Origin of the sequence: Micromonospora pisi (assembly GCF_003633685.1) — a bacterium.
In the GTDB taxonomy this organism is placed as follows: domain Bacteria; phylum Actinomycetota; class Actinomycetes; order Mycobacteriales; family Micromonosporaceae; genus Micromonospora_G; species Micromonospora_G pisi.
In genome coordinates this window covers 2784003-2806893 of the sequence record NZ_RBKT01000001.1, presented here as the reverse complement: position 1 = coordinate 2806893, position 22891 = coordinate 2784003, and the positions used below count along the sequence as shown (strand labels likewise).

Here is a 22891-nt window from a genome sequence, read left to right as displayed (position 1 = left end):
CCGGGTCCCCTGTGAACGGGCCCGGCCAGCGGCATCTGTCGGTTGGGGAGGCTGGGACTATCGCTGGTCGAAGACCCGCTTGCTGGAGCCGAGGTGCAGGAACACCGTCTCACCGGTGGCGTCCTGGAGCGCGTCGTTGTCGGTGACCGCGTAGACCTGGCCGTCACCCGCGACAGTCATGCCCTCGAGCTTCTCCTGGGTCCAGCCGTTCGTCGCCCGCAGTTCGGGCAGCACGTCGTACGCCAGGGTCTTCGGCAGGACCCGCAGCGGACCCGGCGCCGCCGCAGTGCGCGGCAGGTCCACGGTGTAGATCCGCTTGATCCGGGCGGCCGGGCCGTTGAGCTTGTCCCGCTCGATCACCGCGAGCTTGTCGCCGACCACGGTGATCTCGGAGAGCCCGATCCAGTCACCAGCGGTGGTGGTGCTCGCCAACCGGTAGCCGAACCAACTCCAGGTGCCCGCCGCCACGTCGTAGCGACCCAGCCGGACGACGCCGGCCGGATCGGTGGAGACCTCTCGCTGCAGGGCGGCCCAGACCACCTCGCGTCCGCGCGAGTCGGTGGTCGCGGTGACGCCCTCGAAGCCCTGCTTCGCCAGGCCGCTCGCGACCTCGGCCGGCAACTCCACGACCTGCTTGGTAACCCCGTCGCGGTCGAGCCGGACCAGCTTGTTGCCGGCACCGGTGGTGCCCTCGACGGCGAGCCAGAAACCGCCCTGCGGCCGGGCGAAGATGCCCTCCGCGTCGTAGCCGACGGCGTTGCCCCCGGCATCGGAGACGGTGAGCGCGGCGGTGATGACGGCCGGCTCGGCGGTCGGGTCGATGGTGAGGATCCGGCTCGGCGAGTACGCCGCATCGGTCACGCTGTAGAGCAGGTGCGACCTGCCCGGTACGGCGGAGAGCGCACCGAGCGCACCCCAACCGATCGGAGCCTTGTCCACGCCCGACCGCTGCGTGGCGGAGACGATGGTCGGGAAGGCCGGCTTGCCCTTGCCGAGTTCGTACACCGTCACCGAGGCGCGTACACCGACCGAGGCGTCGTCCTCTTCACTGGAGACCGCGAGCAGGTTCCGTCCCGGGATCGGGAGCAGCCCCTCGGGGCCGTTGGTCGCCGGCAGCACCTGCTTGAAGACCGGGTTGGCCGGACGACTGATGTCGTAGACGGCGACGAAGTTGCTCCGCTCCGAGCCGACGAAGGCGTACCGGACGCCGTCGTACTCGGCGACCGCGACACCCTCCGGCTCGGTGCCCTTCTTCTCCACCCGGTCCTCGTTGTGCAGCCCGTACGTGACCGCGAGCCGCTCGAAGCTGTTGCCGGCGTCCCAGGCGACCCGACCGGTACGGCTGTCGAAGACCGACCAGCCCCGGGTGCCACCGCGCCAGTCGCCCTCGTTGGCGGTGGCGAGGTACCGGTCGTCGATCCAGGCCACCGCGTCGGGTTCACGCGGTACGTCCTTGATCGAGCCGGTCAGGTCGATCGCGCCGTCCTCGACCGTGTCGATGCCGCTGATCGAGGCGGTACCCGCGTTGAACGCCCGGATGATCCGACCCGACGGCAGGTCCACCAGGACGATCCCGTTGTTCTCCTGGAGCGTGAGCGCGACCTCGTTGTTCCGGTTGATCGAGACGTACTCCGGCTCGGGGTCGGTCGGTGCGGCGAAGCCGGCGGCGACGAACGCCGGCAGGGCGCTGCCGTCCGCGCCGGTCAGCGCCACCGGCCGGGTCCGCCAGTGGCTCGGGTTGCCGCCGGTCAGGTCGACGATCTGGAGGAAGCCGGCCGGGGCCTGGGGCAGGTCCCCGTCCTCACCTCCGGGCGGGGCCGCGTCCTCGTCGCGTTCGTTCTCGATCGCGATCGCCGCGTACCGCTTGTCCTTGCTGATCGCGATGGAGTCGGGCTGTCCGCCGAGGTCGAGGCTGGTCACCCGCTGCCGGGTACGCAGCGAGATGACGTCGAGCCGGCCGGAGGGCGCGGTGAAGCTGGGGCTGGTGTTGACCACGACCAGGACGTACTGGCCGACGACGGCGACCGAGGTCGGCTCGTCCTCGGCGTCGCCCAACTGGGACAGGGAGAGTGTGCCCAGGCCACGGGGCTTGTCGGGACGGGTCAGGTCGAGGAAGCCGATCCGCCGCGCCAACGCGTCGGTGTAGATCAACGTACGGCCGTCGTCGCTGACCGCGGAGATCTCCGCGACGGTCGGCGTCGCCGGGTCCTCACCCGCCGGCCGGTTCTGGAAGACCGGGTAGGTCGCGGTGCGGTCGAAGGAGAGCGGGCGATCCGACTTCCCGTGCGCGGCCGCGGTTCCCGCGCCGGTGAGGGTGCTCGCGGCGACTGCCGCCACGGTCAGTGCCGTATATATCTTTTTGGCAGGCATTGTGTCTCCGATGCTGCTCGGGGTCGACCATGGAAGGTCGCACGGGCAGACAAGCGGAATCGATCCCGCACATGAACGGTGGGCAAAGAAGCTGAACCTGGCCGGGCCCCGAGATGCGGGACCCGGCCAGGGTTGGGAGAGGCACGTGAATTCGTACGGCGACCGGTGTTATTGCGGCGTGGTGGCCGTGTTCGTGGTCGCGGTGGCGAACACGACGATGTTGTCCGGGTAACTCCGCTTCTTCTGGTCGAACTGGCCGCCGCAGGTGACCAGCCGGAGACTCGCCTTTTCCGACGGTCCGTAGACCAGGTCGGTGGGGAAGGAGTCCTTCGGGTACGACTTGACGCCTTCGACCGTGAACTGTGCGACGCTGCCGTCCTTGCGGGCCACCTCGATCGTGTCTCCGGCCTTCAATGCGCCCAGTTTGAAGAAGACCGCTGGCCCGGTCTCGTGCGAGTCGACATGTCCGACGATCACCGAGTTGCCGATCTCGCCGGGGCTGGGGCCGAGCCGGTACCAGCCGGCGAGTTCTGCCTGCGTCAACGGGGGCACCTCGATCATCCCGTGCGGATCGACCCCGAGTGACATGAGCTTCGCGGCGACGCCGATCTTCTTGATGGTGATGTCGGTCGGCTCCGAGCGGGGCATCCCGGCGGGGCCGGGCGTGGCTGTGGTCAGTCCGGCGTCGGGCGCCGGTGCCAGGTCCGGGTCGACCGGTGACGCCGACTCGACCGGGGTGGGGCGGAGGTAGGCCGGCGCGGCTTCCGCCGCCGGCTGCGGTGGAGGTGTCGGGGTGGCGTTCAGCGAGGCCCCGATGAGCCCGGAGCCGACCATGGCGAGTACGGCGACGAGGGCGTAGCCGACGGCGCGCCACGTGAGAACGTGACGGCCGCCGGCCCTTCCCCCCGACGTCTCAGACGAGCGAGCCATCGATCCGTCGCCGCCGCATCAGTACGATGCCGCCGAGCGCCGCCGCGCCCAGCATTGCCGCACCGCTGGTCGCGAGACCGTTGTCGCTGGCTCCACCGTCGCCGCCCTCGACCCACCCGGTGGGTACGACCACCAGGGTGCCGAAGCCGCAGGAGCCCTTGAGCTGGTAGTGGCCCGGCTTCGCGTCGGCCGGGATCGTGGTGGTGGTCGAGTAGGTGTGGACCTTCTCCTGCTCGTCCTTCTTGCTCCACGCGGCGCCCGCGTCGTCCTTCGCGCCGGCTTCGTCCTTGGCGCCCTCGTCCCACTTGGCGCCGGCTTCGTCCTTGGCACCTTCGTCCCACTTGGCGCCGGCTTCGTCCTTGGCACCCTCGTCAGACTTGGCCCCCGCCTCGTCCTTGGCGCTCGGGTCCCAGCCGTCGGACTTGCCGTGGGCGTCGGGCTTCTCGCTCCATTCGGTGGACTCGCCCTGGCTGGCGGCCGGGTCCTTGCTCTCCTCCGCCGCCGGGTCGGAGTCGGTCGGGGCACCATCGGCCGCCTTGGCCGGGTCCTCGGCGGGCGCCGAGGCGTCCGGCTGCGCCGGCTTCTCCGTTGTCGCCGGTCCGCCGTCGGTGCCCTCGTGTCCGCCCATGTCGGCGTGGGCGTCCGGCTCGGCGGCCGGGTCGACCTGCTCCGGTGCGTACTCCTCGACCGGTCCGAGATCGGCGGCCGGGGGCGCTTCCGGTGCGGCCGGGCTCTCTACCGGAGCGGCGGTCGCGGCCTTGTGCTCCTCGGGAGCCGTCGTCTCGGCGGTGCCGTCCGGGGCGACCGGCTCGGGAAGCCCACTGGTCGGAGCTGCTTCGACCGCACCATTCTGCTCAGGGGCCGGCTGTGCCTTCTTGCTCCGGTACTCCTTGTACTCCAAGTACTCTTTGTACTTTTTGTACTCCTGGTATTCCTTGTCGAGCTGGTAGTCCTCGTTCGCCTTGTATTCCTTGTACTTTTCGGTGTTCTTGTACGTTTTGAATTCTTCGGTCTCGTGGCTGCTCCGGGCGGTTTCTTCGGCCGGAGTCTGCTCGGAACCCTCTGCGGCTCGCTCGGGGCCCTTTACGGGCTTCTTGTCATGTTCGTGGGTGAGCTCCAGTTTCCCGGTCACCTTCGACCAGACCCAGGGGCTCTCCTGCGGCTCCTTGCAGATCTCGACGATGGTGACCTCGTGACCGGGCTTCGCCCAATGCGGCTTCGCCAGGACCTGTCCCGGCTCCGCGCTGGTGGACGGCCCATCCGCGAAAGCGATCCCGGGGGCACCGACGAGCAAAGATGCGCCACCGAGGGCGGCTCCGGCGACGACCTTGCCGAGGAACTTCTTAGACATGACTTCCGTCACTCCTTCCCCTGTTCACCGTGGCTCGACGAGAGCCGAGCCATGACCGAGGCTAACTTGTTTGTGAGCTTTAGTCGGATTGATACGGCATTTCTACTATTGCCCCGAACGGGTGATGCACCGTGCTATCCCGGCCATCGGGCGGTAGGAGCCGACTGCTGATTGATCGGGGTGACCCGATCCGCGCGGGCGGTAATGTCAGCTCTCGTCTTCCCTGGAACGGGGTGACCGATTCAGTTCCTGATACTCCCGTTTCCGGCCCTTTATGGATTGGTGCCCGGTTCACTCCAGTCACACCTTTCCCAACGGACCCGAGAAGCGCGGTCGGGTCCGTACCGCCGGTGGCATCAGAAGCGGTGGCTCGGTTGCCGGAGCCGTGCTGTCGGTGGGCCCGGTCGGGCCACGCCGCCCGTGCTCGGGTCGCTACCGGGCGAGGGTTGAGGTGGCGAGCGGCGGCGGGGATAGTGGGGAGAGGGATCGGCAGGCATCGTTGCCGAGGTGTTGTGGTGGAAGCGCTCCCATGCAAGAATTCATCCACTGTGTAGGGGAGCCACACCGCGCAGTACGACGCCGAGGGCAGCCGGTCTCTTCCGGACGGCGTTCGCCCGGCCGTCGACTACGGCCGGCACCACCACCCGTCAGCCCGTCCGGGTCGGGCGACACCCTGCATTTCCCCATGGCGCCTACGGACGACCCCCACCGGTCCACGTTCCGAGGCCGCCGCGCCGGGTCCCGCCACCAGGGACCGGCTGGCCCAAGGAGATCAGTCGCATGAATTTACGGAGCAGATGGTCCGGCCGACGCAAGGTGCTGGCACTCGCCGGCGCGAGCACATTGGTAGCCGCCGGCCTCGTCGCCATCCCGGGAACCGTGGCACACGCGGCAACCCAGTGCAGCGTCACGTACTCCGCCAACCAGTGGCAGGGCGGTTTCACCGCCAGTCTGACGATTCAGAACGTGGGTGACCCGCTCAACGGGTGGACCCTCGGCTTCACCTTCCCCAACAGCGGCCAGCGGGTGCAACAGGGCTGGTCGGCGACCTGGAGCCAGTCCGGCAGCCAGGTGACCGCGCAGAGCATGTCGTGGAACGGAAGCCTCGCCACCGGCGCCTCCACCAGCATCGGCTTCAACGGTGCCTGGAGCGGCAGCAACCCGGCGCCGACCTCGTTCACCATCAACGGCACCGTGTGCAACGGCGGCACCCCGCCGACCACCCCGCCGCCCACCACCACTCCGCCGCCCACCACTCCGCCGCCGACGACTCCGCCGCCGACCACCACGCCGCCGCCGGGCGGACCGAGGGTCGACAACCCGTACGTGGGTGTCACGGGTTATGTGAACCCGGACTGGAAGGCGAAGGCGGACGCCGAGCCGGGCGGTAGCCGGATCTCCAACAACCCCACCGGGGTCTGGATGGACCGGATCGCCGCGATCAACGGCACGACCGGGGCGCGTGGTCTGCGCGCACACCTCGACACCGCGGTGGCGCAGGGCGCCGGGTACATCCAGGTCGTCATCTACAACCTGCCCGGCCGGGACTGTTCCGCGCTGGCGTCCGCTGGCGAACTCGAGCCGACGGAGATCGACCGGTACAAGACGGAGTACATCGACCCGATCGCCGCGATTATGGGCGATGCCAAGTACCGCAACCTCCGCATCATCAACGTGATCGAGATCGACTCGCTGCCGAACCTGGTCACCAACACCGGCAGCCGGCCCACCGCCGTCCCGGCGTGCGACGTCATGAAGGCGAACGGCAACTACGTCAACGGCGTCGGGTACGCCCTGGCGAAGCTGGGCGCGCTGCCGAACACCTACAACTACATCGACGCCGGACACCACGGCTGGATCGGCTGGGACGACAACCTCGCCCCGTCGGCGACCCTGTTCGCCGAGGCCGCTCGGGCCTCCGGCAGCACGCTGAACAACGTGCACGGCTTCATCGTCAACACCGCCAACTACGGCGCCCTGACCGAGCCGTACTTCAACATCAACAGCACCGTGGGCGGTACGTCGGTGCGGCAGTCCAGGTGGGTCGACTGGAACCGCTATGTGGACGAGCAGTCGTTCGCACAGGGCTTCCGTACCCAGCTCATCAGCGCCGGGTTCAACTCCAATGTCGGCATGCTGATCGACACCAGTCGTAACGGTTGGGGTGGCTCGGCCCGTCCGACCGGCCCCGGCGCGCAGACCAATGTGGACACCTTCGTCGACGGCGGCCGGCTCGACCGGCGAATCCACACCGGCAACTGGTGCAACCAGAGCGGTGCCGGCATCGGCGAGCGGCCCCGGGCCGCGCCGGCAGCCGGTATCGACGCGTACGTCTGGATCAAGCCCCCGGGTGAGTCGGACGGCGCGAGCACCGAGATCGAGAACGACGAGGGCAAGGGCTTCGACCGGATGTGCGACCCGACGTACACCGGCAACCCCCGTAACAACAACAACATGAGTGGCGCCCTGGCCAACGCCCCGCTCTCGGGTCACTGGTTCTCGGCGCAGTTCCAGCAGCTGATGCAGAACGCGTACCCGCCGCTGTAGGTGGTCGGGTAGGCCCTCGTACAACACCACAGGATCCCTGGTCCGGCCGGTGTCGGTCGGACCAGGGATCCGTGCGTACCAGGGTCAGGGCACGGTCTTCTCGATCGCGGCGGGACCCTGCTCCGCCAGCATCCGCCGGGCCCGTTCGAGGTTCTGCGGGGTGGCGTCCTGACCCCAGGCCGCGACCAGGTCCTCCGGTTCCCAGGGCTGCTCGGCCCCGGTGCGGGTCCGGTCGGAGCCGGGAAGGCCGCCTCCCTGCGAATCGCCGATGAGTTCGTCGGTGGGCGGAAAGTCTCCCGGCACGTCATCCGACCCGATGAATTCCGGCGTGTCCCGGTCCCGGCCGCCGCCGGTGCGGAGCTGGGGCACGGTGCTCTCGTCGTCGGCGGCCGAGGCCATCTCCGGGGACTCCTCCAACGGCCGGGCCAGGCCCGGATCGCGCTCCGTCATCGTTGCTGCCCTCCTGTCCGGTGGCGGCGTCATTCCCACCCGTACGGCTACCCCGGATAGCCGACACCATGCCGTCGGCGCTCAAGCTGTGTGGATTCGTCCGTCGCCAGGGTGCGCGGCGTTCGCGGTGCACGGCTCCGAGGTCAACGGTCGAGCAGCCGGTCGAGGAAGTCGCGGTAGCGGCGGATCGCCAGCCGGATGTGTTCGGTCTCGCCGCTGCCGGCCGAGCCGGTGCCGCCGTCGTCGTCCAGTCGGGTGCGCTGCTCGGTCAGGGCCGTCGTGAACGACCGGACCGCCTCGTCGACCAGCTCACGCGCCTCGTCGAGCGCGCCCGGCGGGTCGTCCACGAAGCGCAGCTGCATGCCGCGCCAGCGTTCCCGCAGCCGCTCGGTGGTCTCCGTGTCGAGCAAGCTTCCGATCCCGTCGCCCTCGCCGGGCAGGGGGGTGACGGTTCCCGTACCGGGTCCTGCCGACGACCGGTCGGACGTACCGGTCGGGCTGACCCGGGTGACGGCGTCGTTCACCTGGCCGTCGCCAACCCCGTTGTCGGGTGCGACGGTGCTCTCCTCGCGGGGGTCCGGTTCCTCGGTCCGGTCACCGCTGGCCAGGGCGGACGCGGCGACCGCACCGCCGACCGTCGGGGCGCCGAACGTGGTCGGCAGTGGCGCCGGTTCGTGGTACTCGACGCGGTCCAGGTGATCGACCCGGTTCGGGTCGTCCGTCCGGTTCCCGTCGTCGCGTACCAGGTCGTCGGTGTGGTTCCGGGCGTTCTCGAGGTCCAGGTTGTCGGTCCGGTCGTTGGTGTCGGCCCGCTCCGGGTCGTCGGCCCGGTCCCGGTCGTCGACCTTGACCGCCGTACGGTCGGTCCGCTGCTCGTCCTGGATCTGCTGGTCCTGCTGACGCATGGTGGGGTCTCTCCTCAACGGCTCGGCGTGTCCTGCGGCGTGTGCCGCGGAGCGCGCTCTGAGGTCTGCTGTGCCGACTGCTCCGGGTTGTCCGATCCTGTCGGCGTGGTTTTCGTGGCCGGACCGTCGGGGCGTACCGGATCCGCGCCGAGCAGGTCGGCGAAGAGCGCCCGGTAGTGCACCAGGGCCTGGCGGAGGTCCTCGGTGCCAGCCTCGCCGCGCTGGTCGCGTTCGCGGATCTCGTGTGCGTCGCGGTAGTGGGACAGGGTGCGGGCGTGTTCCACGGAGAGGGAGGCAAGTTGCTCGTCGTAGTTACCGGTCGGGTAGCCCCGTTCGGCGATGAGGCGGGTGACCAGTTCGTCCGCCTCGCCGACCGAGTCGTTGGGGGCGTCGACGAACCTGGCCTGGATCTCGGCCCAGGTGCTGGCGTAGCGCTGGCGGGACTCGGGGGAGAGGGGAGTGAGGGTCAACTCGGCGTGCCGCCGGGTACGGTCGCGCAACTCCCGCTCGGCGTCGCCGCGACTCTCCCGGTCGGCGACCACCTGGTCGTACTCCGGGCCGAACCGACGCCGTAGAGCCGCCCGGCGGCCGACCGCCCAGATTGCCGTGGCGACGGCCACGACGAGTACGGCGGCCACGACGATGACGATGATCTGCGTGGGTGACATGGGTTCCTCCTTCGCATCTGGTATTCCCGCTCTGGAGTGATCGCCAATCCCGAAGTGGGCGACTTTCGGCGCCGGCCCCGATCGCGCGTCTGTTCTGTCATGAGGCGTCCGAAATGAGGCCGAGGACCCGGCTGCCCGGCGAGGAACGTGGTTACCCTTCCCCTCCGTTAACTTGACTCATTCCAGAAAACGCGCTTGGCTGGGCGCGACGACCTGGCGAAGAACCTCGTCAACCTGCTCGGGTCGATGCCGGTGACACTTTTCGGCCACCGGAAATGGTCGGTGGGGTGAGGGGGCGCCAGCTGTTTCATCGATGAAGTCGCTTGCCGGCAATAACGGTGGCGGCCCGGTGACAAAATGGCGCCGGTTCGGTTCGCGGATCGGTACCCGCCCCGAATGGGGGCGATTGAACAGAGCGTCGGGAAGCCCACCCGGAACGTGCGGTAGTGCATACGTCCCTGATTACGTATCCTGCCGGGGGCGCACGTCCGATTCCGTGACTCCGGCCGGGGCCGCGGACCGGCCGGGCCCGGTTCTTCCCCCTGCCACCCCGGGCGAGGTCCGATGAATAGCCGTAGCTGGACGATCCGCTCGAAGATCATCGCGCTGGTCGCCGTGCCGATCTCCGCGCTCCTCGCGCTCTGGATCTTCGCCACCCTGCTCACCGTCGAGCCGGTCACCCGGTTGCTCTCCTCACAGTCCCTGCTGGACAACATGGGACGCCCCGGCACCGCCGTGGTCGGCGAGCTACAGGCCGAACGCCGGCTCTCCATCCGGTACCTCGCCGGCGGGGACCTGGCCGCCCTGACCGCCCAGCGGACCCGTACCGACCAGGCGATCGCCGAGATGCGGCGCCGGACGTACGACAGCGGCCTGCTCGACTCGAACGGCGACCTGCTCCGTGGCCGGGTCCAGCAGCTCTTCACCAACCTGGAGGCGCTCCCCTCCGGTCGCGGCTTCATCGACCGGCGGGACATGGACCGGGGCGGCGCGTTCGGCCTCTACACCAGCACCATCTCGCTGACCTACCGGGTCTTCGACGCGATGGCGGCGCGGGCGTACGACGGGGTCAACCTCCAGTCGCTCAACCTGATCGCGCTCGGTCAGGCCCGCGAGGTGCTCGACCAGGCCGACGCCGTACTCGCCGGAGCCTTCACCTCAGGCCGGTTCGCCGACGGCGAGTACGCGCAGATCGTGCAGGCCGTCGGCACCCAGGGGTTCCTCTACGAGGAGGCGGTGGCCGACCTGTCGGCCGAAGACCGCGCCGCGTACCAGCGGATGATCGACGGTGACGACTTCGTCCGGGTCCGGGCGATGCTCGCCGACCTGGTCGCCAAGGGACGCAACGGCGCCGCGCCGCCGATCACCGCCGACGCGTGGCGGACCAGCTACGACTCCACCCAGCGGCAACTGCACGACTTCGAACTGGACGCCGCGGACTCGCTCACCGAACGGACCACACCGGTGGCGGCCCGGATCCTGGTCCGGCTCGGACTCGCCGGCCTGCTCGGCCTGGCCGCCGTCATCCTCTCCATGTTCCTCGCCATCCGGGTGGGCCGGTCGCTGATCGGCCGGCTGACCAGCCTCCGTACGGCCGCGCTGGAACTCGCCGGTACCCGGCTGCCCGACGTCGTCGGCCGGTTGCGCCGGGGCGAGGAGGTCGACGTCGCCAAGGAGTCGCCGGAACTGGAGTACGGGCGGGACGAGATCGGGCAGGTCGGGCACGCGTTCAGCGAGGTGCAGCGCAGCGCCGTACGTTCCGCCGTGGACGAGGCGACGCTGCGGCGCGGACTCAACGAGGTCTTCCTGAACATCGCCCGGCGCAGCCAGACCCTGCTGCACCGGCAGCTCGCGCTCCTGGACCGGATGGAACGGCGGGTCACCGAGCCGGAGGAGCTGGAGGACCTGTTCCGGGTCGACCACCTCGCCACCCGGATGCGCCGCCACGCGGAGGACCTGGTCATCCTCGCCGGTGCGACACCCGGCCGGGGCTGGCGCAACCCGGTGGCGATGATCGACGTGATGCGGGGCGCCATCTCCGAGGTGGAGGACTACGCACGGGTCGACGTGGCCACCGTACAACCCGGATCGACCCTCGGCCCGGCGGTCGGTGACGTCATCCACCTGCTCGCCGAGCTGATCGAGAACGCCACCTCGTTCTCACCGCCGCACACCCGGGTACGGGTCAGCGGGCAGTTGGTGCCGAACGGGTACGCGATCGAGGTCGAGGACCGTGGCCTGGGCATGACCCCCGAGGCATTCGAGGCGGCGAACCGGCGGCTGGCCGACCCGCCCGAGTTCGACCCGGTGAACAGCGCCCGGCTCGGCCTGTTCGTGGTGGCCCAGCTCGGCGCCCGGCACCGGGTGAGGGTGCAGCTGCGGCCGTCGCCGTACGGCGGGGTGACCGCGGTGGCGTTGATCCCGGGCGAGCTGGTGGCACCCGGCAACGGCCCGTTGGCGTTGCCCGGCGGCTCGGCCGACCCCGGCCCGCCGAGCCGCCCCGTCCCGGTCGCGCAACTCGGTACGGAGCCGGCCCCGGATCCGTCCACGGTGGTGTCGGAGCCGGGCACCTTGTCGGGCGTCCTGACGGCCTCCCGGGGCGGTGCCGGACAGCGGTCCGGTTCGCCCGGACGTGCCGGTGCCGGAGCACGGGGCGGAGCGGACACGCCGGCACGTCGGGCCCGTACCCTGGGCCGGCTCACCGCCGTTCCGAACCGGCTCGAACCCGAGGAGCTCAAGCCCCCGGTCGTACCGCCCATACCGTCGCTGCTCGGGTCGCCCGCACCGGAGCCGGTGACGGCACCGACCGAGCCGAACGCTCCGACCGAGCCGAACGCTCCGAACGCTCCGACCGAGCCGAACCCCTCGGCCGGCCGGGACCTGTCGATCGCAACCGCCGCACCCACCGTCGAACGCGGCACCGGACCGGTCGGACCGGTCGGACCGGTCGCCGAAGAGCGGGCCGCCGCACCGGTCGGTGCGGACGGACTGCCCCGGCGGATCCGGCAGACCAGCCTGGCGCCGCAGTTGCGGGAGCCGGTGCAGGGGACGGCGGAGCCGCCGAGCCGTGCCGGTGCCACCACCGGCGAACGGGCGAAACGGGCCGACCGCACACCGGAAGAGGTCCGGGCGATGATGTCGGCGATGCAGGCCGGCACCGCCCGCGGCCGACGGGACGCGGCCGTCCCGCCGACCCCTGCCGCCACCAGCACCACGCCCGCGACGGCGAACGCCACGCCCGCGACGGCGAGTACCGCATCCACGGCCACCGGTGCCGGGGATGCCCCGGTGGACAGCGCACCGGCCAGCTCAGTCGAGGCCCCGGTCGTCGACCCGGGCTCCAGCGAAACGGGAAGGGACGCGTAGTGGTACACCTGACGAGGCCGGCCGATCTCGCCTGGCTCCTTGACGACCTCGTGGAGCGCGTACCGACCGCGGAACAGGCTGTGGTGCTCTCCGCGGACGGACTGTTGATGGCCGCCTCCAGGGATCTCGACCGGGAGGACGCCGAGCATCTCTCCGCGATGGCCGCCGGCTTCCAGAGCCTGGCGAAGGGGGCCAGCCGGCAGTTCGCCGCCGGGCCGGTGCGGCAGACGGTGGTCGAGATGGAGTCCGCGTTTCTCTTTGTCACCGCCGCCGGTCAGGGGGCCTGCCTGGCCGTGCTCTGCACCGCCGACTCCGACATCGGCCTGATCGCGTACGAGATGGCGATGCTGGTGACCCGGGTCGGCGACTACCTGAGTACGCCGAGCCGGGCCAACGGGGTGAGTGCCGATGCGCGATGACGAGATGCCCGACCCGGAGCATGACTGGCTGGATCGCGACGCGGGGCCGGTGGTCCGGCCGTACATGATGACCGGCGGCCGGGTACGTCCGGCGGTCGGCGGCTTCGACCTGGTCGCGTTCGTGGTGGCGGCGGTGGCCAGCGGTGACGGCCGGGCCGAGGGATTGCAGCCGGAACATCGGCAGATCCTCCGGATGAGCCAGGAACCGATCTCGGTGGCGGAGGTGGCGTCCTATCTCGACCTGCCGCTGGGGGTGGTCCGGGTGCTCCTCGCCGACCTGCTCACGGCCGAGTTGATCGCGATGCACGAACCCTCGTCGGCGCCCAGTTTCCCGGAAGACGACATCCTCAAGGCGGTGGTCAATGGACTCCGTGCGCTCTGACCGGCCCGGATCGGCGCGCCGGGTGCCGCTCGCGTTGAAGATCCTGATCGCCGGTGGTTTCGGGGCCGGCAAGACCACGCTCGTCGGCGCGGTGAGCGAGATCAGGCCGTTGCAGACCGAGGAGGTGCTTACCGACGCCGGGCTGGGCACCGACGACCTGGCCGGGGTCGAGGAGAAGAACACCACCACCGTGGCGATGGACTTCGGGCGGATCTCCATCAACGAGGACCTGCAGGTGTACCTCTTCGGCACCCCTGGCCAGGACCGGTTCTGGTTCCTCTGGGACGAGTTGGCCTTCGGGGCGCTCGGCGCGGTGGTGCTGGCCGACACCCGACGGCTCGCCGACTGTTTCCCGTCGGTCGACTACTTCGAGCGCCGGGGGACCCCGTTCGTCGTCGCGGTCAACTGTTTCGAGGGGGCGCAGCAGTTCAGCACCGACGCCGTACGGTCGGCGCTGGACCTCGACCCCGACGTGCCGGTCATCCTCTGCGACGCGCGCAGCCGACAGTCCGGCAAGGGCGTACTGGTCCGGCTGGTCGAGCACGTGGCGGCGCGGCGCGGCGTACCGGCCCCGGCGAACTGACCGGCACGCCGGGGCCCGGGAGACCGGGTCGGCGTCAACCGGCCACGATCAGCACGTCCAGTCGTCGGGGCCCGTGCACCCCCTCCACCCGGTTCAGTTCGATGTCGCTGGTCGCCGACGGTCCCGAGACCAGGGTCACCGGTCGGGTCGGATCGGCGAGCCGGCGTAGCGCCTCCGGCACCCGGTCCACGACCTGGTCGGTGCGGACCACGCAGATGTGGTGGTCGGGGACCAGGGTGAGCAGGCGGCGGCCCTGGTCGGTGCCGGTGTCCAGGATCAGGGTGCCGGTCTCGGCGACCGCCACCGCGCAGCCGGTGACCACGGCCAGCCCCGGTTCGTCCAGGTCGGTCACCGTCAGGGGGCGCGGCGCGCCGTCGCGCCGGACCGTTCCCGGGTACGCGGAGAGCCAGCCCCCGGGCAGCCCCGGTGGGACGGCCACGGCGGGTACGTCGTCGAGCAGCCCGGCCAGCGCCCGCGCCAAACCGGCCGGATCGCAGTGGGTGACCGTGGCCCGGTAGTCGACCAGCCGGTCCACCAGCAGTTCGATCAGCTCCGGCGCGCTCGCGTCGGTTCCGCTCGCATCGGTTCCGCCTGATGTCGTCGTGGCCGGCGCGTTCCCGTCCGCTGCGGGCCCGGTCGGTGCCGGACCGGCGGCGATCGGCCCGCGGTCGTATCCCCGGGGGACGGTGACCGGGGGAATCGGGCGGACCGCCCGAAGTCGCCTCATGATCTCTTCGCGTGCCGTCATGTCAGCCCCTCCACCCGCCCTGCGGGCATCCCCGGCCAGCGACCGGCCGACCACGTCATCCCCGGCCACGGCCGGCCCACCATTCCCGGAAGGTCTGCGCCGCCGGCAGCGGGGCATCCCGGGTGCCGGTCCAACCGGAGAGCGGCCAGGGCAGGTGGCGTACGTGGTCCCGCCGGCCCCCGAGCCGTAGCGGGGCCGCTCCCCGCCGGGCCGCGCGCAGCGCGGCGGCGTACCGGCGCCGGTCCCGCATCACCCAGGACATCGCCCCCATCGCGGTGCGCTCCGCCGACGGCCGACCCCGGTGGGCGTCCACACCGCGTTGGCGCAGGTGCACCAACACCTCGGGGATGTCGATCCGGACCGGGCAGGCTTCGAAGCAGGCGCCGCAGAGCGTCGAGGCGTACGGCAGGGTGCGGTTGGCGCCCGCGTCCGGTCCGGTCATCTGCGGCGACAGGATGGCGCCGATCGGACCGGGGTAGACGGAGCCGTACGCGTGGCCGCCGACCCGCTCGTAGACCGGGCAGACGTTCAGGCAGGCCGAGCAGCGGATGCAGCGCAGCGCCTGCCGCCCGACCGGATCGGCCCGGGTCTCCGTACGCCCGTTGTCGACCAGCACGATGTGCATCTGCTGCGGCCCGTCGCCGTCGCTGACCCCGGTCCACATCGAGGTGTACGGGTTCATCCGCTCGCCCGTCGACGAACGGGGCAGCAGCTGCAGGAAGACCTCCAGGTCACCGAAGGTCGGTAGCAGCTTCTCGATCCCCACCACCGAGATCAGCGTCTCGGGCAGGGTCAGGCACATCCGCCCGTTCCCCTCCGACTCGACCACCACCAGCGTGCCGGTCTCCGCGATCGCGAAGTTCGCTCCGGAGATGGCGACCCGGGCGGAGAGGAACTTGGCACGCAGGTGCCGACGGGCGGCCTCGGCGAGCGCGGCCGGTTCGTCGGTGAGCGCTGACACGTCCACCCCGGGCATCCGTTCGGCGAAGATGTCCCGGATCTGCCGCCGGTTGTAGTGGATCGCCGGCACCAGGATGTGTGAGGGCTGGTCGTCGGCGAGTTGCACGATCAACTCGGCCAGGTCGGTCTCCACCGCCGCGATACCGGCCGCCTCCAGGGCCTCGTTCAGCCCGATCTCCTGGGTGGCCATCGACTTGATTTTGACCACCTCGTCGGTGCCCGTCTGCCGTACCAGTCGGGTCACCACCGCACACGCCTCCTCGGCGTCGCGGGCCCAGTGCACGGTCGCCCCGGCGGCGGTCGCCGCCGCCTCGAACTGGTCGAGCAGGTCGGGGAGGCGGGCCAGGACGTCGTCCTTGATCGCCGCCCCGGAGACCCGCAGCGCCTCCCAGTCGGGCAGTTCGCCGACCACCCGCAGCCGTTTGTCGCGGATGGTGTGGGTGGCCCGCCGCAGGTTGCTCCGCAACTGCGGATCGGCGAGTCGGACCTTGGCGGCCTGCGGGAACGGCTGCCGCGCGACGATGTTCCCGGTGCCGGTCACTTGGTTCCTCCCACCGTCGAGGCCGGTGTCCGTACGGTTCCGGCCAGGATCTCCGCGTAGTGGACCGCCCGTACCCCGGGCTGGTCGCCGCCGGTGCCGGGCCGGTCGCTCCGGCGGGACAGCCCGCCGCCGATGTGCGCCAGGCAGGAGTTGTCGGCGGCGGCGACGAAACGGGCGCCGGTGGAGCAGACGGAGTCGCACTTGTCGGCCAGCATCGCACCGGAGACGCCGGCGTTCTTGACCGCGAAGGTGCCGCCGAACCCGCAGCACTCCTCGGCCCCGGGCAGCTCGACCAGTTCGAGGTCGCGGACCGCCCGGAGCAGCCGGAGCGGCCGGTCACCGAGGCGGAGCATGCGCAGGCCGTGGCAGGTCGGGTGGTAGGTGACCCGGTGGGGGAAGGAGGCACCCAGGTCGGTCACGCCGAGCACGTCGACCAGCAGTTCGGAGAGTTCGTACGTACGCGGCGCCAGTTCGGCCACCCGTTCGGCCAGGCCCGGGTCGTCGGCGGCGAGCCGGGGGTACGACTCCCGCACCATCGCGACGCACGACCCGGACGGCGCCACCACCGCCTCGTACTCGGCGAAGGTGTCGACGAACCGGCGGACCAGGGGCATCGCCTCGGCCCGGTAACCGCTGTTGGCGTGCATCTGCCCGCAGCAGCTCTGCTCGGCCGGGAACTCGACGGTGTGGCCGAGCCGTTCCAGAATCTCCACCACCGCCCGCCCGGTGCCGGGGAAGACCAGGTCGTTGACGCAGGTCACGAAGAGCGCGATGCGCACGGGTTCTCCTTTCGTGGCACGTCCACGTGGAGCGGCAGTTCGGCGTGGAGCGGCAGTTCGGCGTGGAGGGGCAGGTATGTGCGGAGCGGCAGGTCGACGGGTCGCGGCGGGCCGGCCTGCCCTGGGACGTAGCGCCGGTCGGTGCGGGGCATCTCAGGTCTGCGCGAAGAAGGGGAGGTGCCGGTCCCGGGCGGAGAGCAGGTGGGCCCGCATCGCGTCGCCGGCCGCGTCGGCGTCGCCGGCCGCCATCGCGTCCACCACCCGGTGGTGTTCCTCGCCGCTGATGCCGTGATGCGTGGTGGGGAAATAGAGCCGGAACAGGTGCAGGTGGGACCGGAGTCGGACGATCGCGTCGTACAGCAGCCGGTTGCCGGCGTGCTCCGCGATCAGGTGATGGAACCGCGCGTCGGTGTTGGTGAACTCGGCGATGGCCGCGAAGCCCTCGCTTCCCGGTGCCGGGCCGGGCAGGTCGGCCGCCGAGCGGAGCCGGTCGAGTGGGTGGGCCGGTGCGCCCTCGTCGGTGCTCGCCCGCTCGTTCCCGGCGGGAGTCTCGTCGGCGATCCGGCGGGTGGCCCGGACGGCTGCGAGCGGCTCCAGGATGAGTCGCATCTCGACGAGTTCGTCGAACTCGGCCCGGGTCAGCAGCGGGGTGGCGGTGTAGCCGGCGAGCGCCCGTTTGCGGACCAGCCCGTCGGATTCGAGCCGGGCGAGCGCTTCCCGGACCGGGGTGGGGGAGACTTCCAACTGCCGGGCCAGGGCGTCGATGTTGATCCGTTCGCCGGGTGCCACGGCATGATCCATCACCAACGTACGCACCGACTCGTACACGTCGTCGGCGAGCGTCGTCCGCCGCGCGGGCCGTACCCCGTCCATCACGATCGAAGATCCTATAGGATCACCCCTCGGTAAGGAAGGGCCCCTTGTTAACGCTATGCGTTAACAAGGGGCCCTTCCTTACCCCACAGAGTGGGTGGGCTCTGGTTGGATCAAGTGGAGGTGGCGGACGTGGGGTCGCCCCGGTGGCGGACGGAGCGTGTGGATGGTCGACGGCGGCGAGATCCTGTACGTCGGTTGTTACACCGCCGAGGCCGGGGGACGCGGAGAGGGCGTCGTCGCGGTACGCCGGGACCCGGTCACCGGCGCGCTCGACCCGCTCGGCACGGTGGCGCCCACCGAGTCGCCCTCCTTCCTCGTGCGGCACCCGAGTCTGCCCGTGTTGTACGCGGTCAACGAGTCGGCCGAGGGAACGGTCAGCGCCTGGGCGATCGACGCCGACGCCCCGGCGCGGCCCGGTCTGCGCCCGCTGGGCAGCTGGTCCACCGGGGGCGACAGCCCGTGTCATCTGGCGGTGGCGCCCGATGGTGGATACATCTTCGCCGCCAACTACGGCAGTGGCAGTGTGTCCGTACATCCGTTGGATCTGGCGGGAGTGCCGGGTGAGCGGACCGACCTGCGGGTGCACGACGGACATGGTCCCGATCCGGAGCGGCAGGAGCGGGCGCACGCGCACATGGTCTCGCCCGATCCGGCGGGCGGTGCGCTGCTCGCCGTGGACCTGGGCACCGACACCGTCTACCGGTACGACCTGGACCACTCCCGGGGGCGGCTGCTGCCCCGGGAGCCGGTGACCCGGACCCGGCCCGGGACCGGCCCCCGACACCTGGCCCGGCACCCGGACGGTCACCGCTTGTACCTGGCCGGAGAGTTGGACGCGACGGTCGTGGCGTACAGCCGGGAGTCCGGGGGCACGCTGCGCGAACGTGGCCGGGTCGCGGCGAGCGCACGGCACGGGCTCGTGCAGCCTTCCGAGATCACGGTACGGCCGGACGGCCGTTTCCTGTATGTCGGGAACCGTGGCGTGGGCACGATCTCAGTGTTCGCGCTCGATGCCGAGGTGCCGCGTTACGTGACCGAGGTGGCCACCGGTGGTACCTGGCCGAGGCATTTCACATTGATCGGCACGCACCTCTACGTTGCGGACGAACGGTCCGATGTGGTGAGTGTGTTCGTCGTCGACCCGACGGGCGGGGTGCCCGAGCCGGCCGGGTCGGTCGCGGTGCCGAGTCCCACCTGCGTGTTGGGACCGCCCGCCCCACCGGCGGAAGCGATCCGCTGAGCACTTCCACTGATGATGATAATTTTTACCAGCATAAATGAATATCTGGTGGAAGATGTCAAATGCGCGACATGCTCTGTTGGAAAGCATGGGTGCGAAAGCTGCTCTGGTGGGCGGATTACTAGACAGTTTGCCGTCGATCAACTACAGGCTGTGAAATTTGAACGGCGATCCGTATCTCGTGAGTAACTTCCGGCCCAACGCGACTGGCATTATGTCGAATCATTACGCAAGATGGTCATCGTGTCGGGCCGCCATCGTATGCGTAGCAGTATTCGTGGAGCAGGCGCCATCGCAGCGGCGATGGCGCTTGTCCTTGTCGTGGCGGGAGCGTGGTTCGGCTATCAGAGGCTTGCTGAACCCGCCTGTGCCGGCCAGCTCCGGCTGACCGTCGCCGCCGCTCCCGAGATCGCGCCGGCCGTGCAGGCCGCCGCCGCCCAATGGTCCGAGAACGGCGCCGCCGCCGAGGGTGTCTGTGTCGCGGTCGACGTCACCGCGAGCGACCCGGTCGATGTGGCGGCCGTTCTCGCCGGTCAGCACGGGGTGTCGCTATCCGGGGTGGGACAGGCTCCCGGCGCCGCGGTGACCCCTGACGTCTGGCTGCCCGACTCGAGCAGCTGGCTGCTGCGGTTGAGCTCCGAGGCCGCCGGTTTCGCGCCGACCAACAACGCCTCGATCGCCCGCAGTCCGGTCGTCGTCGCCATGCCGCAGCCGGTCGCCGCCTCGGTCGGCTGGCCAGAGAAGAAGATCACCTGGGGGGACCTGTTGAAGCAGGTCACCACCGGCACCAAGTTGCGCACCGGGATCGTCGAGCCGACCCGCGACGCGGCCGGACTCTCCGGGCTGCTCGCGCTCGGCGCCGCCGCCGGGGCGGCCGGTGGCGCCCAGGGCAGGCAGGCGACCACCTCGGCGCTGCGGGCGCTGGCCACCGGACGTTCGACCGTACGGCAGGACCTGCTGGCCAAGTTCCCCCGGGCAACCGACCCGGCGTCGATCGCCTCCGGACTCAGCGCGGCCGCGCTCAGCGAGGAGGACGTCATGGAGTACAACGCCAAGCAGCCGCCGATCCCGCTCGCCGCGCTCTACGTGGAACCGGCGGCGATGTCGCTGGACTACCCGTACGCGGTGATGCCCGGCATCGAGCCGGCCCGGTCGGCGGCGGCGGCCGGCCTGTTCAAGGTGCTCACCGAGGGCAGCTTCCGGGACCGGCTCGCCAAGCAGAACCTGCGGGCGTCCGACGGCACCTGGGGTGAGGGATTCAGCGCTCCCCAGGGTGCGCCCAGCCCGGCCGGCACTCCGTCCAGCTCCGCGGCGGCGGGCGGCACGGCCGCGGGTGGGGCTGACCCGGCCGCACTCAGCCGGGCGCTCTCCACCTGGACCGCCATCACCCTGCCGTCGCGGATGCTCGCGGTGATCGACGTCTCCGGCTCGATGCTGGAGAAGGTGCCGACGGCGAACAACGCGACCCGGGCCCAGGTCACCCTGGCCGCCGCGCAGGGCGGCCTGGACCTCTTCGACGAGTCCTGGGCGGTCGGCCTCTGGATCTTCTCCACCGAACTGGTCGGTGCCCGGGACTACCGGGAGCTCGTCCCGATCGGCCCGCTGACCAACCAGCGCAGCCAGCTCAAGAGCGCCCTCGCCGGCATCTCCCCGAAGCCGAACGGCAGCACGGGCCTCTACGACACGGTGCTCGCGGCGTACAAGGCGGTGCAGGACGGCTGGGAGCCGGGCCGGGTCAACTCGGTGGTGATGCTGACCGACGGGGAGAACGAGGACGCGAACGGCATCACCCAGGCGAAGCTGCTGGCCGACCTGAAGGCGGCAGCCGACCCGGAGAGGCCGATCCAGGTGGTGATCATCGGTATCGGTAACGGGGTCAACCGGGGCGAGCTGGACGCGATCACCAAGGTGACCGGTGGCGGGGTCTTCGCGACCGAGGATCCGGCCAAGATCGGCGACATCTTCCTGCAGGCCATCGCCCTGAGGCCGGCCTCGAACTGATCCGGATGGCCGGCCGGCTGATCGTCGGCCGGCCATCCGGAGAGCATTCACCGTACGGCCGGACATCACCACGATCCACTGACGCGGATGGCGCACGTTGGGGGTTAGGGTACGCCCGGCAGGTCTCCGGCCCCCCGGGAAGTGACAGTAATCTGTCGGAAGCTCTCGGTAATCGGATCCGTAGGTGAAGATGTTCGAGGTGTCCCGGCACCGCGGGTCCGATGGGGAGGATGCGCGGTTGAACCGGGATTCTCCGTGAGTGAGCTGGGGAGGGCCGGTGACGTCGGCAACACTGCTGAGCTCCGCGACGATGCCTCCGGAAATGCCGCCGGGGGCGTCCGCTGTCACGACCAGATCGCGGCAACGGGCGTACCTCCGCACCACCGTCATCTTCGATACCTTCGCCCTCGGCTTCGCGGTGCTCGTCGGTTACTTCGCCAGGTTCGGCAGCGACGATCCGCGCGGCTCCGACATCTCGTACGTGATCATCGCGCCGACGCTGGTGCTCATCTGGTTGCTCTCGCTACGTGCGATGCGTGGCTACGACGACCGGGTGCTCGGGTACGGCGCGGACGAGTACCGCCGGGTCATGGCGGCCAGTCTCCGGCTCGCCGGTGGGGTGGCGATCGCCGGTTACATCGCCGACGTGGGCGTCTCCCGTGGTTTCCTCGGCATCTCGTTCGCGGTCGGCACCGTCGGTCTGGTGGTCGCCCGGTTCGCCGCCCGTAAGCAACTGCACCGGGCCCGCGCCCGGGGGACCGGTTGGGCCCGCCAGGTGCTCGTCGTCGGCGACACCCCGCACGTGCTGGAGCTGGTGCACACCCTGCGCCGGGAGCCGCACGCCGGTTACCAGGTGGTCGGCGCGTGCATCCCGGACGCACTGCTCGCGCCGGTGCCGCAGCGGCTTGGTGACGTACCGGTGGTCGGTTCGTTGCGCGGGGTGGCCGAGGCCGCCATCGCCTCGGGTGCGGACACGGTCGCGGTCACCGCCTCCAGCGAGCTCACCGCCACCCGGCTGCGCCGGCTGGGGTGGCAGTTGGAGGGGACCGACATCGACCTGGTGCTGGCCCCGGCGTTGACCGACGTGGCCGGCCCACGCATCCACACCACGCCGGTCGCCGGGCTGCCGTTGATCCACGTGGAGGCGCCCGAGTTCCGGGGCGCGCGCAAAATCATCAAGGGTTTTGTGGACCGGGCCGCGGCCCTGGCCGCGCTCACCCTGGCGTTGCCGATCCTGGCCGTGCTGGCCCTGGCGATCAAACTGGACAGTCGAGGGCCGGTGATCTTCCGGCAGATCCGGGTCGGCCAGGGCGGCCTCGAGTTCGGCGTCTACAAGTTCCGCACCATGGTCACCAACGCCGACGCCCTGCTCGCCGAGCTGACCGCGCGCAACGAGACCGACGGCCTGATGTTCAAGATGCGGGACGACCCACGGGTGACCCGGGTCGGCAAGTTTCTCCGCAAGTGGTCCCTCGACGAGCTGCCGCAACTGGCCAACGTGCTCTTCGGCCACATGAGTCTGGTCGGCCCGCGCCCACCGCTGCCGTCCGAGGTGGCCCGCTACGACGGGGACGTGGCCCGACGCCTGCTGGTCAAGCCGGGCATGACCGGGCTCTGGCAGGTCAGCGGTCGCTCCGACCTCACCTGGGAGGACGGCATCCGGCTCGACCTCTACTACGTGGAGAACTGGTCCCTCGCCGCCGACCTCACCATTCTCTGGAAGACCTTCGGCGCCGTCATCAACAGCCGAGGCGCCTACTGACCCGCCGGTCGGG

General features: G+C 70.5%; 18 protein-coding genes. 8 read left to right on the top strand and 10 right to left on the bottom strand.

Going from position 1 to position 22891, the window contains the following annotated elements:
• Positions 1-57: 57 nt before the first annotated feature.
• The 3 genes from BDK92_RS11485 to BDK92_RS11475 all read right to left on the bottom strand — a co-directional run bounded on the left by BDK92_RS11485 (position 58) and on the right by BDK92_RS11475 (position 4651).
• On the bottom strand, positions 58-2370 hold the full coding sequence (locus BDK92_RS11485) for an esterase-like activity of phytase family protein (RefSeq protein ID WP_121156701.1): 2313 nt from the start codon (positions 2368-2370) through the stop codon (positions 58-60).
• Positions 2371-2538: 168 nt separating this feature from the next.
• The gene (locus tag BDK92_RS11480; RefSeq protein WP_121156700.1) at positions 2539-3300 is read right to left on the bottom strand and encodes a class F sortase; all 762 of its coding nucleotides are present in this window, start codon (positions 3298-3300) and stop codon (positions 2539-2541) included.
• Entirely contained in the window at positions 3284-4651 is a 1368-nt protein-coding gene (locus BDK92_RS11475; RefSeq protein ID WP_121156699.1) for a hypothetical protein, read from the bottom strand. The genes BDK92_RS11480 and BDK92_RS11475 overlap by 17 nt, the downstream gene beginning before the upstream one ends.
• A 780-nt stretch (positions 4652-5431) precedes the next feature.
• Between BDK92_RS11475 and BDK92_RS11470 the strand changes: the two genes are divergently transcribed.
• The gene (locus tag BDK92_RS11470; protein ID WP_121156698.1) at positions 5432-7198 is read left to right on the top strand and encodes a glycoside hydrolase family 6 protein; all 1767 of its coding nucleotides are present in this window, start codon (positions 5432-5434) and stop codon (positions 7196-7198) included.
• A gap of 84 nt (positions 7199-7282) precedes the next feature.
• Here the strand turns inward: BDK92_RS11470 and BDK92_RS11465 are convergent, their stop codons facing one another.
• The 3 genes from BDK92_RS11465 to BDK92_RS11455 all read right to left on the bottom strand — a co-directional run bounded on the left by BDK92_RS11465 (position 7283) and on the right by BDK92_RS11455 (position 9221).
• Positions 7283-7648: a hypothetical protein gene (locus BDK92_RS11465; RefSeq protein WP_121156697.1), complete on the bottom strand. Its 366-nt coding sequence runs from the start codon at positions 7646-7648 to the stop codon at positions 7283-7285.
• Between the two features lie 143 nt (positions 7649-7791).
• Positions 7792-8553 carry a hypothetical protein gene (locus BDK92_RS11460; RefSeq protein ID WP_121156696.1) on the bottom strand — a complete coding sequence of 254 codons (762 nt, stop codon included), beginning with the start codon at positions 8551-8553 and terminating at the stop codon, positions 7792-7794.
• Positions 8554-8567: 14 nt separating this feature from the next.
• On the bottom strand, positions 8568-9221 hold the full coding sequence (locus BDK92_RS11455; RefSeq protein ID WP_246016969.1) for a hypothetical protein: 654 nt from the start codon (positions 9219-9221) through the stop codon (positions 8568-8570).
• A 564-nt stretch (positions 9222-9785) separates the two neighbouring features.
• On the opposite strand from BDK92_RS11455, the gene BDK92_RS11450 reads away from it, so the two are divergent.
• The 4 genes from BDK92_RS11450 to BDK92_RS11435 are packed head-to-tail and all read left to right on the top strand — an operon-like array spanning position 9786 to position 13971.
• Positions 9786-12587: a sensor histidine kinase gene (locus tag BDK92_RS11450; protein WP_246016968.1), complete on the top strand. Its 2802-nt coding sequence runs from the start codon at positions 9786-9788 to the stop codon at positions 12585-12587.
• Positions 12587-13006 carry a roadblock/LC7 domain-containing protein gene (locus BDK92_RS11445; protein WP_121161986.1) on the top strand — a complete coding sequence of 140 codons (420 nt, stop codon included), beginning with the start codon at positions 12587-12589 and terminating at the stop codon, positions 13004-13006. Before BDK92_RS11450 ends, BDK92_RS11445 begins: the two co-directional genes overlap by 1 nt.
• The gene (locus tag BDK92_RS11440) at positions 12996-13388 is read left to right on the top strand and encodes a DUF742 domain-containing protein (RefSeq protein ID WP_121161988.1); all 393 of its coding nucleotides are present in this window, start codon (positions 12996-12998) and stop codon (positions 13386-13388) included. The genes BDK92_RS11445 and BDK92_RS11440 overlap by 11 nt, the downstream gene beginning before the upstream one ends.
• Positions 13369-13971: a GTP-binding protein gene (locus BDK92_RS11435; protein WP_121156695.1), complete on the top strand. Its 603-nt coding sequence runs from the start codon at positions 13369-13371 to the stop codon at positions 13969-13971. Before BDK92_RS11440 ends, BDK92_RS11435 begins: the two co-directional genes overlap by 20 nt.
• Before the next feature lie 34 nt (positions 13972-14005).
• Here the strand turns inward: BDK92_RS11435 and BDK92_RS11430 are convergent, their stop codons facing one another.
• From BDK92_RS11430 to BDK92_RS11415, 4 genes are all read right to left on the bottom strand, one after another.
• Positions 14006-14719, bottom strand: a complete 714-nt coding sequence (locus tag BDK92_RS11430; protein WP_121156694.1) for a LutC/YkgG family protein — start codon at positions 14717-14719, stop codon at positions 14006-14008.
• Positions 14720-14774: 55 nt separating this feature from the next.
• A complete protein-coding gene (locus tag BDK92_RS11425) occupies positions 14775-16220 on the bottom strand; it encodes a LutB/LldF family L-lactate oxidation iron-sulfur protein (protein WP_121156693.1) in 1446 nt (481 codons plus the stop codon).
• Positions 16217-16999: a (Fe-S)-binding protein gene (locus BDK92_RS11420; RefSeq protein WP_121156692.1), complete on the bottom strand. Its 783-nt coding sequence runs from the start codon at positions 16997-16999 to the stop codon at positions 16217-16219. The genes BDK92_RS11425 and BDK92_RS11420 overlap by 4 nt, the downstream gene beginning before the upstream one ends.
• Positions 17000-17152: 153 nt before the next feature.
• A complete protein-coding gene (locus BDK92_RS11415; protein WP_121156691.1) occupies positions 17153-17872 on the bottom strand; it encodes a GntR family transcriptional regulator in 720 nt (239 codons plus the stop codon).
• Between the two features lie 166 nt (positions 17873-18038).
• Between BDK92_RS11415 and BDK92_RS11410 the strand changes: the two genes are divergently transcribed.
• The 3 genes from BDK92_RS11410 to BDK92_RS11400 all read left to right on the top strand — a co-directional run bounded on the left by BDK92_RS11410 (position 18039) and on the right by BDK92_RS11400 (position 22878).
• Positions 18039-19115: a lactonase family protein gene (locus BDK92_RS11410; RefSeq protein ID WP_121156690.1), complete on the top strand. Its 1077-nt coding sequence runs from the start codon at positions 18039-18041 to the stop codon at positions 19113-19115.
• A gap of 261 nt (positions 19116-19376) precedes the next feature.
• The gene (locus tag BDK92_RS11405; protein WP_425462224.1) at positions 19377-21116 is read left to right on the top strand and encodes a VWA domain-containing protein; all 1740 of its coding nucleotides are present in this window, start codon (positions 19377-19379) and stop codon (positions 21114-21116) included.
• Positions 21117-21393: 277 nt separating this feature from the next.
• Positions 21394-22878, top strand: coding sequence for a sugar transferase (locus BDK92_RS11400; RefSeq protein ID WP_425462223.1), 1485 nt, complete (start codon positions 21394-21396; stop codon positions 22876-22878).
• The last annotated feature ends 13 nt before the right edge of the window (positions 22879-22891 follow it).